The following is a 14,364-nucleotide window of genomic DNA, read 5'->3' as shown; positions in this document are numbered from 1 at the left end:
ACCCTTTTGAAAGCAGGTACCGAGCAAAGTGGAGTGTAGCCGGAAACGGAGCGAAGTCAGCCTGAAATTAATCCATATCGGTCCGGTGCTTAGGACGCAGACAGGGGCGCCACGTTACTACCGTATCGTGAAAGGATAGAAGTCAGGATGGCCGGACCAAATCACAGCGCAGCGGCGCGTGCCCTCTGGTTGGCCGAGGTCGCGATTGCGCTCGACGAAGCGCAGCGGCTGACGACGCAACTGGCGCGGTGGCGGTCGGGCAGCCGGGAAGCAGTGCTGCTGCGCGTGCGGATCATGGCCGTTCGCGCCGAAGTCGAGGCACTTCAGCACGCATCGACCGGTCCATTGTGGAGCGACCGCCGCGCCGTCCCGCGCGACTTTCCGCGTGCCGATCACACGCCCTGACGTCAGACCCCTTGGGGAAGGTCCCCGCCCCCGGCGAACTCAGCGAGATAAGGTGCGATGGGCGGGGCTGCCCAGCCGCCGGTGGCGCAAAAGCCGCGGTTGAGGAAGGCAGTCTTGCCGTAGCGCAGCGGCCCGCCGTCGGGGCCGTCGACGCGTCCCCCGGCGGCAAGGAGGACGGCGTGACCGGCGGCCGTGTCCCACTCGCTGGTCGGGCTGAGCCGGGGATAAAGGTCGGCCAGCCCTTCGGCGACGACACAGAATTTGAGGCTCGAACCGACCGAGACATGGCCACACCCCGGCATGACCGCATCGAGATAATCCGACGTCGCCTGATTATAGTGCGATTTTGAGGCGACCGCGGCGTGAATGTCACCAAGTGCGCGGGTTTCGATCGAGCGGCGTCCGGCGGCGTCCTCGACGAAGGCGCCCTGCCCGACGATGCCCGCCCACAATTTGTCGATCGCCGGCTGGTAGACCACGCCGAGCACGGGCACCCCGCCGTCGATCAGCCCGATGTTGACGGTATAATCATCGCCGCCGCGAACGAATTCCTTGGTTCCGTCGAGCGGGTCGACGAGGAAATACGTGTCGCCATGCGCGGGGATTCGGCCAGCGGCGACTTCCTCCTCGGCGATGACCGGAACCCCGGGAGCGGCTTTCGCCAGCGCGGCAAGGATGATCGCCTCGGCAGCGCGGTCGCACTGGGTGACGGGCGAGAGATCGGACTTGGTCTCGACGTCGAAGCCATGGGCGACGAGGCGGAGGATTTCGGCCCCCGCCGCGCGCGCGACGACGACCAGCGCTTCGACCAAATCTTCCCTCTCGCGCATGGGACTCAGCGCGGTGCCATGCGGATCCCGCCATCGAGGCGGATGCTTTCGCCGTTGAGATAGACGGTCTCGGCGATGAAGCAGGCGAGCTTGGCATATTCCTCGGCGGTGCCCATCCGCTTGGGGAAGGGCACTTGCGCGCCGAGTGCTTCCTGAACCTGCTGCGGCATCATTGCCATCATCGGGGTCTTGAAGATGCCCGGCAGGATGGTGTTGACCCGCACGCCGTCGTTCATCAGGTCGCGCGCGATCGGCAGTGCCATGGCGAGCACCCCGCCCTTCGACGCCGAATAGGCCGCCTGCCCGATCTGGCCATCCTCGGCGGCGACCGACGCGGTGTTGATGATGCACCCGCGCTCACCGTCCTCCAGCGGATCGAGCCCGACCATGCCATAAGCCGAGTAGGCGATGCAGCGGAACGAGCCGACCAGGTTGATTGCGATCGCCAGCTCGAACTGGTGCATGGGGTAGCGCTTGAGCTCGCCCGACGCCTTGTCGCGGCCAACTGTTTTGACGGCGTTGGCGACACCTGCGCAATTGACCAGGATCCGCTCCTGGCCATGCGCGGCGCGGGCCTTGTCGAACGCCGTGCCGACCTTCTCGTCGCTGGTTACGTCGACCTCGCAGAAGATGCCGCCGATCTCGGCTGCGACCTTTTCGCCACGCTCGACGTCGCGGTCGAACACGGCGACCTTGGCGCCCTTGGCGGCGAGCGCTCGCGCAGTGGCTTCGCCAAGTCCCGATGCGCCGCCCGTGACGACTACTGAAACACCTTGGATGATCATGGTAGCGGCTTTCCTTGCGCAAAATACTTTTCAAATGGTGGTCACGGTAGCCTTGAGCGGACCGGTTTGGACAGCGAAAAAGTCGCACGACCGCCGTTGGTCGAACAGCTGTTGGTTGACGCCCGAAGGCTTGCCAAGCCGTGCGCAGAGTCGCACCAACCGCGCCACATATCCGGAGAGCCCCCCATGCGTCGTTCGATCCTGCTGCTGTTCGCCTCCTCGCTCGCGCTGGCCGCCTGCAACCAGCAGGTCCCCGGTGGCGCAGCGACCGAGGCCAAGGCTGGAACCCAATCGGGGATCAATGCCGCATCGATGGACAAGAGCGTGGCGCCGGGGGACGACTTCAACCTGTTCGCCAATGGCGGCTGGCAGAAGGCGACCGAAATTCCCGCCGACAAGTCGAACATCTCAAGCTTCTCGGTGGTCAACGACCTCGCCGAAAAGCGCACCGCCGACCTGATCGCCGGGATCGCCAAGGACAATCCGACGAGCGGCGACGATGCCCGCATCGCCAATTTCTACAACGCCTACCTCGACACCAACGCGATCGAGCAAAAAAGCGTCGCGCCGCTGAAGGCCGACCTCGACCGGATCCAGGGTATCGCCGACAAGGGCGCGCTGGCCGACGCGATCGGCGCGTCGATCTGGGCAGACACCGACCCGTTCAACAACAACAACTACAACAGCGAAAATCTGTTCGGCATTTTCACGACCCAGTCGCTGGCCGATCCCGCGACGACCGTACCCTATCTGATGCAGGGCGGAATCGGGCTTCCCGACCGCGACTATTATCTGTCGGCCGACCCTGAAATGGCCAAGATCCGCGCTGCCTACACGCCCTATGTCGCCAAGATGATGACGCTTGCCGGGTTGCCCGATGCCGATGCGCGGGCCGCCAAGGTCGTCGCGCTGGAGCGGATGATCGCCGAGGCGCACATCTCGCTCAACGACAGCCAGGACAGCATCAAGGGCAACAACCCGATGAAGCGGTCGGACCTGATTACGAAGGCGCCGGGGCTCGACTGGAACCGGCTGTTCACCGCCGCCAAGCTGCCGAACCAGCAGGATTTCATCGTTTGGCAGCCGACGTCGGTGGTAAAGCTTGCCGCGCTGGTCGGATCGCAGCCGATCGAGGTGTGGCGCGACTGGATGGCCTTCCACCGCATCAACCTGATGACCGACGCCCTGCCCAAGGCTTATGACGATGCCAAATTCGCTTTCTATGGCACCACTTTGTCGGGCCAGCCGCAACAACGCACCCGCGACAAGCGCGCGCTGGCGGCGACCAGCCGCTGGCTCGGCGATGCGGTCGGCAAGCGCTATGCCGACAAATATTTCCCGGCGTCGTCGAAAACCGACATCCAGACGATGGTGACCGGGATCAAGGCAGCATTCGAAAAGCGCATCGCCGGGCTCGACTGGATGGCGGCATCGACCAAGGCCGAAGCACAGAAAAAGGTCGCGACCATGGCGGTCGGGGTCGGCTTCCCCGACAAGTGGCATAGTTACGATAATTTCGAGGTCGTCGCAGGCGACGCCTATGGCAATCTCGATCGCGCGCGCCGCGCAAATTACGAAAGCCAGATCGCCAAGATCGGCAAGCCGGTCGACAAGAATGAATGGTGGATGTCGCCGCAGACGGTCAACGCGCTCAACCTGCCGTTGCAGAACGCGCTCAACTTCCCCGCCGCGATCCTCGACAAGGGCTTCTTCGATCCCGGCGCCGATGCCGCCGCCAACTATGGTGCGATCGGGTCGGTCATCGGCCACGAGATCAGCCACAGCTTCGACAACCTAGGCGCGACCTTCGATGCCGAGGGACGCCTGCGCAACTGGTGGACCCCGGCCGACCTCGCTCATTTCCAGAAGGCGGGGCAGGCGCTGATCGACCAGTATGATGGCTATGAAGCACTCCCCGGGCTTCGGCTCAACGGCAAGCAGGAACTGGGCGAGAATATCGCCGATGTTGCCGGGCTATCAGCGGCCTACGACGCCTATCACGCGTCACTGAATGGCAAGCCCGCGCCGGTGATCGAGGGACTGACCGGGGACCAGCGCTTCTTCCTGGCGTACGGCCAGTCGCACAGCGGCAAGCTGCGCGACGCCGCGCTTCGTGGCCGGATCGCGACTGACGTCCATGCGCCGGGCCCGTGGCGGGTGCAGACGGTACGCAATCTCGATGCGTGGTATGACGCCTTTGCGGTTAAGCCCGGGCAGAAGCTGTTCCTCGCTCCCGACAAGCGCGTCAAAGTGTGGTGACCAGCGACGTGCTCGGTGGGGGTTTGATCAACCCGCGCTATCGCCTTATGTGCACCGCAACATAGCTTCAGGAGCTTCGAGCATCATGGCCACCGACCCGATCGTCATCCTTTCGACCGCGCGCACTCCGATGGGCGCGATGCAGGGGTCGCTCGCCGACGCCACGGCGACAGATCTCGGCGCCACCGCCGTCCGCGCCGCGGTCGAGCGCGCGGGCGTTTCGGGGGACATGATCGATCGGATCTACATGGGCTGTGTCCTCCCCGCCGGCCTCGGCCAGGCCCCTGCCCGCCAGGCCGCGATCAAGGCCGGCCTGCCCAAGTCGGTCCAGGCGACGACCGTCAACAAGGTCTGCGGATCAGGAATGCAAACGGTCATCATGGGTGCCGAAGCGCTGATCGCCGGCAACGCAGACCTGATCGTCGCGGGCGGGATGGAGTCGATGACCAACGCCCCCTACCTGCTCAAGAAGCACCGCGGCGGCGCGCGCATCGGGCATGATGTCGCCTATGATCACATGTTCCTTGATGGGCTGGAAGACGCCTATGAGGAAGGCCGCGCGATGGGCAGTTTCGCGCAGGCGACCGCCGACGAATATCAGCTCACCCGCCAGAATATGGACGAGTTTACCCTGACCTCGCTGACCCGCGCCAAAGCCGCGATCGACGGCGGTGCGTTCAAGACCGAAATCGCCCCGGTAACGATCAAGGGCCGCAAGGGCGACGTCATCGTCGACACCGACGAGGCGCCGAGCCGCGCGATGCCCGACAAGATTCCGACGCTGAAGCCCGCCTTCGCCAAGGATGGCACGATCACCGCCGCGACCTCGTCGTCAATCTCCGACGGCGCCGCTGCGGTCGTCCTGATGCGCGAGAGCGACGCCACCGCGCAGGGGCTCAAGCCCGTCGCGCGGATCGTCGCCACCGCCGCCCACGCCCGCGAGCCCGCGCAATTCACTATCGCCCCCGTCGGCGCGATCGAGAAATTGCTAAAGAAGGCCGGCTGGTCGGTCGGCGACGTCGAGCTGTGGGAAGTCAACGAAGCGTTCGCCTGTGTCGCGATGTTCGCGATGAAGGACCTCGGCATTCCCCACGACAAGATCAACATCCACGGCGGCGCAACCGCGCTCGGCCACCCGATCGGCGCCAGCGGGACTCGCATCCTGGTGACGCTGGTCAATGCGCTCAAGACCAAGGGACTCACCAGGGGCGTTGCGAGCCTGTGCATCGGCGGCGGCGAGGCGACGGCGATTGCAATCGAGCTCGTTTAGCGAGCGAGAAGAGAAGGCGAGCTCGTTTAACGAGCGAGAAGAAAAGGCCAGTTGCTGCAATACGGTCGTTTCGGTCCCGTTAGATTCGCGTCTCGATTAATGATATGCCCGTCCTTCCAACAGGGAGGACGGACCATGCGCATTGCATTATTGGCGATGACCGCGCTGGCAATTGCCGGCTGCAAGAAGACCGAGACCACCAGCGTAAACACGACCAACGACGTCGCGGTCGAGAATGTCGTGAGCGGCACAAATGCCGCCATGACAAATGCCGCCGCTCCAGAAGCGGTGCTGACCACGCTCAACGAGACGAGTTGGGAATATAACCGGAAGGGCAAGGACCTTCTGGAATCGGTCGACGCCACCGGCAAATATATCATCGTGGCGGGCAAGGAGCATTTCGACCATGGCACCGTCGTCATGAAAGGCGGCAAGGCCTGTTTCACCAGCGCGATGACCAAGGACGGCGAAAGCTGCTGGACCAACCCGCCGATCGCCATCGGCGGCAGCGGCGAAACGGTCAACGACAAGGGCGAGAAGCTATCGCTCAAGCGCGTCGCCTACACCCCGCTGACGATGTAGCATGAGGTTCGGCAGCCGGCGCGCAGCGCGCTGGCTGCCGCACTCGCCTAATCCACGCTTTCGCCGTCGCTCAGGCCCCAGATGTCGCTGACCTTCACATAGGCTTCGCGCTTGGCGATGGTCATTTTGCACCAGCCGTCGCGGCACTTGGTGATCTTTCCGACGACACCCGGTTCGGCCTTGTAAGCGACGTGGCTGTCCGCAGCGGGCTTGTTGTGAAGGTCGCGCATCGCGCCCGGGCGGATGATCGCGCTGCGCTTGTCGCTCAGCATCGTCACCAGCATCCAGCCCTGCTGGCCATCCGGATCCTCGATCTTGCGCCAGTTGGTATAAACCTGGACCACGCGGATCGGCAGGTCGCGCCGCTGGTATAGCCAAAGCCCGGGATAGTTGCGCCCCGGCCCCGAGCGCATCATCGCCTGACCGCTGGCGATCGACGCCCAATAGGGAGGCTTCTTGTCCTCGGCGTGGGCGGCCGAAGCGACCGAAACCAGCGCTAGTGCCGCGATCAACTTGCGCATCACGCCCCCGTCAAAATCCGGTCGACCAGCTGCTTGACCGTCGGCACGAACCCGTTCGAGTAAAACGGATCCTGCTTGAAACGAAACGCAGCATGGCCGGCGAACATCAGATTATTGTCGACCGGCCCGCCATGGGCGATGTCCTGTAGCGTCTTCTGGATGCAGAAACTGCGCGGATCGGCCAGCCGCCCGGTCGAATTCTTCTCATTCTCGGCCCAGCTCGAAAAGGCGCAATGGCTCAGGCAACCCATGCAATCGGCCTGGTCCTTGCGGATGATCTTCTCGTCGGCGGGCGTCACGAACACCAGCGTGTCGTCGGGCGTCTTCATCGCGTTAGTGAAGCCCGCGCCATACCATTCGCGCGCATGCTGCAGATCGCCCTTCGTCACCCAGTAATTCTTCTTGGTGCCAATTCCGACGTCGAGCTGGAAGGCGTGATCACCGACCTCGTGCGGGGTGTAGGCAATCTGCCGCTCCGACCGCGCTTCGAGCCACCGCAGGAACGGGGTGCGCACTGCCGACGAGTAAAATCCCGTCGGCGAGAAGCGGTGGAGCAATATGTCACCCTCGTCGAGGGTCATGAGCCGCGCCTTCCACTCGGGCGGGATCGGGCTTTCCTGGGTCAGGAGCGGGCGAGTCCCGAACTGGAAGGCGATCTGCCCAAGCTCGGGGTTGTCGATCCAATTGTCCCATTCGTCGAGGTTCCACACCCCGCCTGCCATGACGATCGGCACGCTGTCAGCAATGCCGCCCTCACGCATCACGTCGCGCAATTCCTTGACGCGCGGATAGGGGTCCTGGGGCTTCTTGGGGTCTTCGGCATTGGACAGGCCGTTGTGCCCGCCGGCCAGCCACGGATCCTCATACACCACCGCGCCAAGCCATTCGGCGGTCTTGGAATAGGACCGCTTCCACAGCGCGCGAAATGCCCGGCCAGAGCTGATGATCGGAAGGTAATGCACCCCGTAAGAGGCTGCGATCTCGGATAGTTTATAGGGCATGCCGGCACCGCAAGTAACCCCAGCGACCTTGCCGCGGGTGCGTTCGAGCGTGCCGTGCAGGATCGGCTGCGCGCCACCCATTTCCCACAATACGTTGATGTTGATCGCGCCGCGGCCATCCGCGATCTCGTGCGCGCGCTCGACCTGCGCAACGGCGCCCTCGATGCCGTATTGAATCAGTTCCTGCTGCCGCTCCTTGCGGGTCAGGCTCTTGTAGACTTGCGGAATGATCCGCCCCTCGGGATCATAGCTGTCGGCATTGACCGCGCTGACCGTCCCGATCCCGCCCGCCGCGGCCCACGCGCCCGACGAGGCATGGTTGGTGGCGCTGACGCCCTTGCCGCCTTCGACCAGCGGCCACACTTCGCGGCCGCCATAGACGATGGGCTTGAGATCCTTGAACACACACATCTCCCGAAAGCCAAGGCGACGCTATAATCGCTTCGCCAGTTATTTCGCGCAAAAAAAGGGTCGGACGTCACCGCCCGACCCTCCTTTTTTATGCCCGCTTGGAGTTAGCAGGTCGACTTGCCGAGTCTTAGCAGGTCGACTTGCCGACCTGGCGACCGAGCAGCGCGCCAACCGCGGCACCCAGGATGGTGCCCGTCGTACCACTGTTCTGGCGGTAATAGCTGCCACCCGAACGACCGATCGAACGACCGATCAGCGCGCCGGCGCCGGCCCCGACGATGGTGCCGGTGGTGCCGCTGCAGCGGTGATTGCGATAGCCATAGTTGCGGCCATCATAGCCATTGTCATAGCCATAGGCCTGCTGCTGCGGGTAATAGCCCTGCTGGCTGTAGCCATAATTCTGCTGCTGGGGGTAATAGCCCTGCGAATAGCCCTGGTTATAGTTGTTGTTATAGCGGCCATGGCGATGCGCTTCGGCGGCGGCGGGGACGGCGACCATCGACAATGCCGACATCGCGAGAATGACTTTTTTGAACATCTGTTCACTCCTTACTCAAGGCCATACTGGGCCGTTGAGAAGGATCTAGGCGCCCGCCGATGTCGCGATACTGAACCTGTCGTTCAGCGGGCGTTGTTTATTGCAGGGCGTAATCCAGACCAATGTCGACCGCCGGGGCCGACTGGGTAATCCGCCCGACCGAGACATAGTCCACCCCGCTCGCCGCAATCCCGGCAATGGTTTCCAGATTGACCCCGCCCGACGCTTCGAGCGGGACCCGCCCGGCGACCACCGCCACCGCCTCGCGCAGCACTTCGGCCGACATATTGTCGAGCAGCAGCCGGTCGGCCCCGGCGGCCAGCGCTTCCTCGATCTGGTCTATCCGGTCGACCTCGACCTGGATTTGAAGCCCGGTCTTCGCCTCTTTCGCCAGCCGCACCGCCTTGCCCACCCCGCCCGCCACGACAACGTGATTATCCTTGATCAGCAGCCCGTCATCCATCCGCATCCGGTGATTCTCGGCCCCGCCCATGCGCGCGGCATATTTGTCGAGCAGGCGAAGCCCCGGGATGGTCTTGCGCGTATCGAGCAGCCGCGCGTGCTTGCCCTCCCCATCGCCCCGCGCCGCCGCGACATAGCGCGCGGTCAGCGTCGCGATCCCCGACAAATGCTGCAACGTGTTGAGCGCCGACCGTTCGGCCGCGAGCATCGCCCGGGCATTGCCCTCCAGCTTTAACAGCACCGTCCCCGCCGGCACCGATTGCCCATCGGCGACCGTGCGCGTGATCCTGACCTCGCTGTCGAGCGCGCGGAAGAACGCGATCGCTATCTCGATCCCCGCCAGCGTGATCGGCTCGCGGCACGCCATCACTGCGGCAAAGCGCGCGTCGGCAGAGATGGTCGCGCGGCTGGTGACATCGCCGCCCGACCCCATGTCCTCGGCCAGCACGCGGCGCAGAAATTCGCCAAGGTCGAAATGGGGCAGCGCAATTTCGCCCTGGGCGAGCGCGCTGGCGGCGCTGATATCCTCGTTCATCCCCGCCACTTGGCCGCGTCCGGCGCAGGGCACAAGCGGGTTATTGCGCAACCTTCTCCAGCACCGGCGTGGCTTCGGGCCCGCCGACCAAATCCCAATGCTCGCCGCGTTGCACGAAACACTGGCTGTCCCCGGTCTCGAAGCGCGTACCCGACCATTGCTCGATGGTCACACGGACCTTGCCCGGTTCGATCTCGATGCGGTTGAAGCTCTGCCCCTGCCCCCGCACCCGGGTCGATGTCGCGGTCCCCGCCTGCACGACCAGCGCGCGACCCGATCCGTGGACAAGCGCATTGGCGCTGCTCGAGGCCAGATGATTATGCCCGGCGAGCAACAGATCGATGCCGAGCTCGGCGACTTCGCTGAGCGCCTCGTCCTGATGATCAACCGGCGCGCCGAGTTCGCCGCCATCCCCGGTCGGCAGCGCGAACAGCGGATGATGCGTCACCAGCACGCGAACCTTGGCGGTGTCGGTCTTGCTAAACGTGTCGCGGATAAGGTCGCGCTGCTCGTGGCTGATGCTCCCGCCCTTGAAGGTCGCTGATCGCGCGGTGTTGATTCCGAGAACGCTGACCCCATCGAGCTCGTGGAACGGGCACAATGTCTCGTCGATATATTTGCGATAGCGCGTCAGTGGCGACAGGAACCGCCGCAGCACGTCGTACAGCGGAATGTCGTGATTGCCGGGGATCGCCAGCACCTGGTGCCCGCTCTCGCGCACCCGTGTCAGAAAGGCGCACGCCTCTTCAAACTCGGCCTTTTTCGCGCGCTGGGTGAAGTCTCCGCTGATGACGATCAGGTCGACCTTCGCTTCGTCGATATGGCGTTCCAGTGCCTCGACGATCGCGGGATCATGAGCGCCGAAGTGAAGGTCGGAGAGGTGCAACAGCGTGGCCATGGCGAGTGAACGCCGCTCTGCCATTCAGGGTCCGCCTTGCGCGAAGAAATACGCCCGCTAGGGTCCCGCCGATGGACAAGACAGTGATCGACAAGACAGTGATCGACAGGACGCAGGCCAACAGCGGCACCCGCGAGGTCGCCGAGCGACTGCGCTTCGACGAATCCGCGCTCAGCCGCTGGATGGAAACCAATGTCGCGGGGTTCGCCGGGCCGCTGTCGGTCAGCCAGTTTGCCGGGGGCCAGTCCAACCCGACCTACCGCCTCGACACGCCGACCGCGCGCTATGTCCTTCGCCGCAAGCCCCCGGGCACCTTGCTCCCCGGCGCCCATGCCGTCGACCGCGAGGCGCGCGTGATGACCGCGCTCGGCCGCACCGGTTTCCCCGTCCCCCACATTCACGGCCTGTGCGAGGATGAGGCAGTGCTCGGCACGCCCTTCTTCGTGATGGACATGGTCGAAGGGCGAATCATCTGGGACGCGACCTTCCCCGGCCTGACCAACGCCAATCGCGCCGCGCATTTCGACGCCATGAACGCGACCATCGCCGCGCTTCACTCGCACGATCCCGCCGCTATCGGGCTTGGCGACTATGGTCGTCCGACAGGCTTCGTCGAGCGCCAGGTGGCGCGCTGGTCGAAACAATATGAAGCCGACGCCGACGCCGGGCGCCTCCCCGCGATGGACCGGCTCGTCACCTGGCTGCGCGCCCATCTGCCCGCCGACCGCGGCGAGGTCAGTGTCGTTCATGGCGATTATCGCTGCGACAACATGATCTTCGCGCACGATAGCGACCCGACCGTACTCGCCGTCCTCGACTGGGAATTATCGACGCTCGGCGATCCCGTCGCCGACTTCGTCTATCACTTGATGATGTACCGCATGCCCGCCAGTCTGTTCACCGGCATCGCCGGGATCGATCTCGCCGCGCTCGGCATTCCGTCGGAGGCCGATTATGTCGCGGCCTATTGCGCGCGTACCGGGCGGAGCCACCTTCCCAATCTCGATTATATGATGGTGTTCGTGATGTTCCGCCTCGCCGCGATCCTCCACGGGATCAAGGGCCGGGTCGCGCGCGGCAATGCCTCTTCGGCACATGCCAGCGACATGATCGGCAGGCTCGAACCGCTGGCCGAACTGGCATGGGCGCAGGCCGAGGCGGCCATTCTCTAGAAGCTCAGCAGCGCCAGCATCTTCACGTCGATCGCCAACCCCCTGGCACGCTGCCCGGCAAGGAATGCGCCAATGTCGCCGCGCGGCACTTGGTGGACCGTGATCCCCTCGCCCGCGACCCCGCCGCCGGGCCCGACCTTCTCCAGCTCATGCGCCCGCACCAGCGTGAAGCATTCGCTCATCATCCCCGGCGAGGCGTAAAAGTCGCCGATGATCTCGATCCGTGCCGCGCGATAGCCGGTCTCTTCCTCAAGCTCGCGTGCCGCCGCGCTCTCGACTGCCTCGCCCGCGCTGTCGTCGCCGATCAGCCCGGCGGGAAGTTCGATGCACACCCGCCCCAGCGGCACTCGATATTGTTCGACCAGTAGCACCCGCCCGTCGACCTCGGCCAGGATCACCGCAGCATGGATGCCGCGCGTCCGACCGACAAATTCCCACCGCCCGCGCCGCTGCGCCTTGATATAGCGCCCCTCCCACATCGTCTCCAACGGGGCATCGGCGTCGTCGGGTCGGTGGCTCAAAGCTCGATCAGCGCGTCGGGGATTTCATTGGTGTCGGTGTCACTCTTCGGGAAATGTGTCGCCAGCACCTCGCCGATCAGGCCGACCGCGGCGCAAATACCGTCGGCCGGTCGCCCCGCCTTCACGTGCGTCAGCAGCGCATCCATCGCCCCCGCCCACGTCTCGGGCGTCGTTACCGCCAATATCGCTTCGTCGGCGACGATCTCGGCCTGCCGCTCGCCGATCGACAGGTAAATCAGGATCCCCGTCCGCCCGATCGTCTTTTGCGAGGCGCCAACCTTGAATAGTTCGACTGCCCGCCGCCGTACCCGCCGCTGCTTGGTCGACGGTGGGGTCAACGCCAGCCTCAGCGGCATCCACTTGAGCAGCAACAGTATGACGACGAATGCCAGCACCGCCGCCACCATCAACACCGTCAGCTGTTCGCGCAAGCCAGCTTCGGCCCAGCCGCCATTGATCAGCTTGACCAGCCCCTCGAGCGCCGGAGGCCATGCCGCCGCCCCGGCCAGTACCGCGAGCAAAGCGACAATCGCCCAGTGCAGTCCGACGTCATGATATTTGTCCGACACATCGGTCGCGATCGTCACGATCTCGCCATTGCTACGCTCTTCGGCGACTGACACCGCAGCGCCGACTCGGGCGCGATCCTCCGGCGAAAGCTGCATTACCATCCCCCCGACGCCCCGCCGCCGCCGAACGATCCGCCGCCGCCCGAAAAGCCGCCACCGCCGCCACCAAAGCCGCCGCCACCGCCAAAACCGCCACCACCGCCGCCGCCCCAGCCGCCGCCGCCCCCGCCAATCCCGGGACCCCACAGGATGATCGGGCCGCTGCGTCCGCGCCGCCGCCGACCGCCACCGGCCAGCCCGCGCACCATCGGCATCACGAAGAACAGGATGATCAAGATCCAGAAGATAACCGACACGAAGTTCGGCTTGTCGTTACCGCGGCTGCGCGATTGCTCGCCCGCCGCCGCCGCCGCGGCGCGCTTCTGCATTTCGGCCGCAGGCAGCGACATGAAACTGACCAGCTGGTCGACCCCGGCGGATATTCCGCCGCCCATGTCGCCCGCCTTGAACTTGGGGGTGATGACGTCGCGCACGATCACACTCGACACCGCATCGGTCAGGAACACCCGCGCGCCATAGCCGGTCTCGATCCGCAATTTATGCTCGGTCGGAGCAACGATCAGGATTACCCCGTCGTCCTTGCCCTTCTGCCCGATCGCCCAGGTGCGACCCAGCCGATATCCATAATCCTCGATCGGTCGCCCCTGCAGGCTCGGCACCGTCGCCACCACCAGCTGCCGCCCGGTTCCCGTTTCCAGCGCGGCAAGCTTTGTCGTGATGTCGACCTTCTGCGCATCCGACAGCAGGTGCGCGTCGTCCACCACCCGCCCGGTCAGCGGCGGAAAGGCCAGCGCGGGGCTCGTCTGCGCCGAAAGCGGTGTGGCCAGCGCGATCAGCGCCAGCCACGCCAGGAGCAGTCGCTTGATCACCCTATTGCCCGAAGTCGACCTTGGGCGCGTTCTGCGAACCCGACGACGCCTCGAACATTACCTTGGGCTTGGCGCCGTAAAAGATCTTGGCGCCGATCGCGTCGGGGAAGGTACGGATGCGGGTATTATAGGCCTGCACCGCCTCGTTATAATCCTTGCGGCTGACGAGGATCGAATTCTCGGTCCCCTCGATCTGGCTCTGCAGCGTGAGGAAGTTGGTGTTCGACTTCAGATCGGGATAGGCTTCCTGCATCCGCTGGAACGGAATAATCGACGCCGACACGCGGTTCTGCGCGTCATTATAGGCCTGGACCTTGGCCGGATCGCTCAGGTCGGCCGGGCTCAACTTGATGCTGTTGGCACTGGCGCGCGCCTGCGTCACCTCGATCAGGACCGAGGATTCCTGCTTGGCATAACCCTTCACCGTCGCGACGAGGTTGGGGATGAGGTCGTTGCGGCGTTGATATTCGCTCTGCACCTGGCCCCACTTGGCGTTGACATTCTCCTCGGCGGTCGGGATCGAGTTCAACCCGCAGCTCGACAGGCTGAGGGCGACGACGGGCGCGAGCAAGACAAGACGACGTGACATGTTCATCCCCTGTGTGGTTCTGGCCCTGAATTTAGTGTCGACCTGCGTGCCTTACAATCGGGCATTCGACGAGCGGCGGGTTGCTCT

At 64.6% G+C, this 14,364-nt stretch carries 16 protein-coding genes; 5 read left to right on the top strand and 11 right to left on the bottom strand.

Annotated features, from left to right (window positions below):
* Positions 1-147: 147 nt before the first annotated feature.
* Positions 148-405 (top strand): hypothetical protein, encoded by a 258-nt coding sequence (locus tag U1700_RS13455; protein WP_332753193.1) that lies wholly within the window; start codon positions 148-150, stop codon positions 403-405.
* Positions 406-407: 2 nt separating this feature from the next.
* On the opposite strand, the gene cysQ is transcribed toward U1700_RS13455, so the two are convergent.
* Both cysQ and U1700_RS13445 read right to left on the bottom strand, forming a co-directional pair.
* On the bottom strand, positions 408-1,235 hold the full coding sequence (gene cysQ, locus U1700_RS13450; RefSeq protein WP_332753192.1) for a 3'(2'),5'-bisphosphate nucleotidase CysQ: 828 nt from the start codon (positions 1,233-1,235) through the stop codon (positions 408-410).
* A 5-nt stretch (positions 1,236-1,240) separates the two neighbouring features.
* The gene (locus tag U1700_RS13445) at positions 1,241-2,020 is read right to left on the bottom strand and encodes an SDR family oxidoreductase (RefSeq protein WP_332753191.1); all 780 of its coding nucleotides are present in this window, start codon (positions 2,018-2,020) and stop codon (positions 1,241-1,243) included.
* Positions 2,021-2,206: 186 nt separating this feature from the next.
* On the opposite strand from U1700_RS13445, the gene U1700_RS13440 reads away from it, so the two are divergent.
* From U1700_RS13440 to U1700_RS13430, 3 genes are all read left to right on the top strand, one after another.
* Positions 2,207-4,279 (top strand): M13 family metallopeptidase, encoded by a 2,073-nt coding sequence (locus U1700_RS13440; protein WP_332753190.1) that lies wholly within the window; start codon positions 2,207-2,209, stop codon positions 4,277-4,279.
* Between the two features lie 85 nt (positions 4,280-4,364).
* On the top strand, positions 4,365-5,549 hold the full coding sequence (locus U1700_RS13435) for an acetyl-CoA C-acyltransferase (RefSeq protein WP_332753189.1): 1,185 nt from the start codon (positions 4,365-4,367) through the stop codon (positions 5,547-5,549).
* 135 nt (positions 5,550-5,684) lie between these two features.
* Positions 5,685-6,131: a hypothetical protein gene (locus U1700_RS13430; RefSeq protein ID WP_332753188.1), complete on the top strand. Its 447-nt coding sequence runs from the start codon at positions 5,685-5,687 to the stop codon at positions 6,129-6,131.
* Between the two features lie 47 nt (positions 6,132-6,178).
* On the opposite strand, the gene U1700_RS13425 is transcribed toward U1700_RS13430, so the two are convergent.
* The 5 genes from U1700_RS13425 to U1700_RS13405 all read right to left on the bottom strand — a co-directional run bounded on the left by U1700_RS13425 (position 6,179) and on the right by U1700_RS13405 (position 10,521).
* Positions 6,179-6,652: an SH3 domain-containing protein gene (locus U1700_RS13425; protein WP_332753187.1), complete on the bottom strand. Its 474-nt coding sequence runs from the start codon at positions 6,650-6,652 to the stop codon at positions 6,179-6,181.
* Positions 6,652-8,058 (bottom strand): NAD(P)H-dependent flavin oxidoreductase, encoded by a 1,407-nt coding sequence (locus U1700_RS13420; protein ID WP_332753186.1) that lies wholly within the window; start codon positions 8,056-8,058, stop codon positions 6,652-6,654. Before U1700_RS13420 ends, U1700_RS13425 begins: the two co-directional genes overlap by 1 nt.
* A gap of 133 nt (positions 8,059-8,191) precedes the next feature.
* Positions 8,192-8,602: a glycine zipper 2TM domain-containing protein gene (locus U1700_RS13415; RefSeq protein WP_332753185.1), complete on the bottom strand. Its 411-nt coding sequence runs from the start codon at positions 8,600-8,602 to the stop codon at positions 8,192-8,194.
* 97 nt (positions 8,603-8,699) lie between these two features.
* Positions 8,700-9,599, bottom strand: coding sequence for a carboxylating nicotinate-nucleotide diphosphorylase (gene nadC, locus U1700_RS13410; RefSeq protein ID WP_332753184.1), 900 nt, complete (start codon positions 9,597-9,599; stop codon positions 8,700-8,702).
* Positions 9,600-9,639: 40 nt separating this feature from the next.
* A complete protein-coding gene (locus tag U1700_RS13405) occupies positions 9,640-10,521 on the bottom strand; it encodes a metallophosphoesterase family protein (RefSeq protein WP_332753183.1) in 882 nt (293 codons plus the stop codon).
* Between the two features lie 47 nt (positions 10,522-10,568).
* Between U1700_RS13405 and U1700_RS13400 the strand changes: the two genes are divergently transcribed.
* On the top strand, positions 10,569-11,669 hold the full coding sequence (locus U1700_RS13400; RefSeq protein ID WP_332753182.1) for a phosphotransferase family protein: 1,101 nt from the start codon (positions 10,569-10,571) through the stop codon (positions 11,667-11,669).
* Here U1700_RS13400 and U1700_RS13395 read toward each other — a convergent pair.
* The 4 genes from U1700_RS13395 to U1700_RS13380 are packed head-to-tail and all read right to left on the bottom strand — an operon-like array spanning position 11,666 to position 14,283.
* The gene (locus U1700_RS13395; RefSeq protein ID WP_332753342.1) at positions 11,666-12,148 is read right to left on the bottom strand and encodes an NUDIX hydrolase; all 483 of its coding nucleotides are present in this window, start codon (positions 12,146-12,148) and stop codon (positions 11,666-11,668) included. The genes U1700_RS13400 and U1700_RS13395 overlap by 4 nt on opposite strands.
* Positions 12,149-12,186: 38 nt before the next feature.
* The gene (locus tag U1700_RS13390; protein ID WP_332753181.1) at positions 12,187-12,855 is read right to left on the bottom strand and encodes a TPM domain-containing protein; all 669 of its coding nucleotides are present in this window, start codon (positions 12,853-12,855) and stop codon (positions 12,187-12,189) included.
* The gene (locus U1700_RS13385) at positions 12,855-13,688 is read right to left on the bottom strand and encodes a TPM domain-containing protein (protein ID WP_332753180.1); all 834 of its coding nucleotides are present in this window, start codon (positions 13,686-13,688) and stop codon (positions 12,855-12,857) included. Before U1700_RS13385 ends, U1700_RS13390 begins: the two co-directional genes overlap by 1 nt.
* Before the next feature lies 1 nt (position 13,689).
* Positions 13,690-14,283 (bottom strand): LemA family protein, encoded by a 594-nt coding sequence (locus U1700_RS13380; RefSeq protein WP_332753179.1) that lies wholly within the window; start codon positions 14,281-14,283, stop codon positions 13,690-13,692.
* Between the last annotated feature and the right edge of the window lie 81 nt (positions 14,284-14,364).

This window comes from Sphingomonas sp. RB1R13, from assembly GCF_036663775.1.
Classification (GTDB): domain Bacteria; phylum Pseudomonadota; class Alphaproteobacteria; order Sphingomonadales; family Sphingomonadaceae; genus Sphingomicrobium.
The sequence above is the reverse complement of the archived record's forward strand: the minus strand, read 5'-3'. Positions and strand labels throughout refer to the sequence as shown.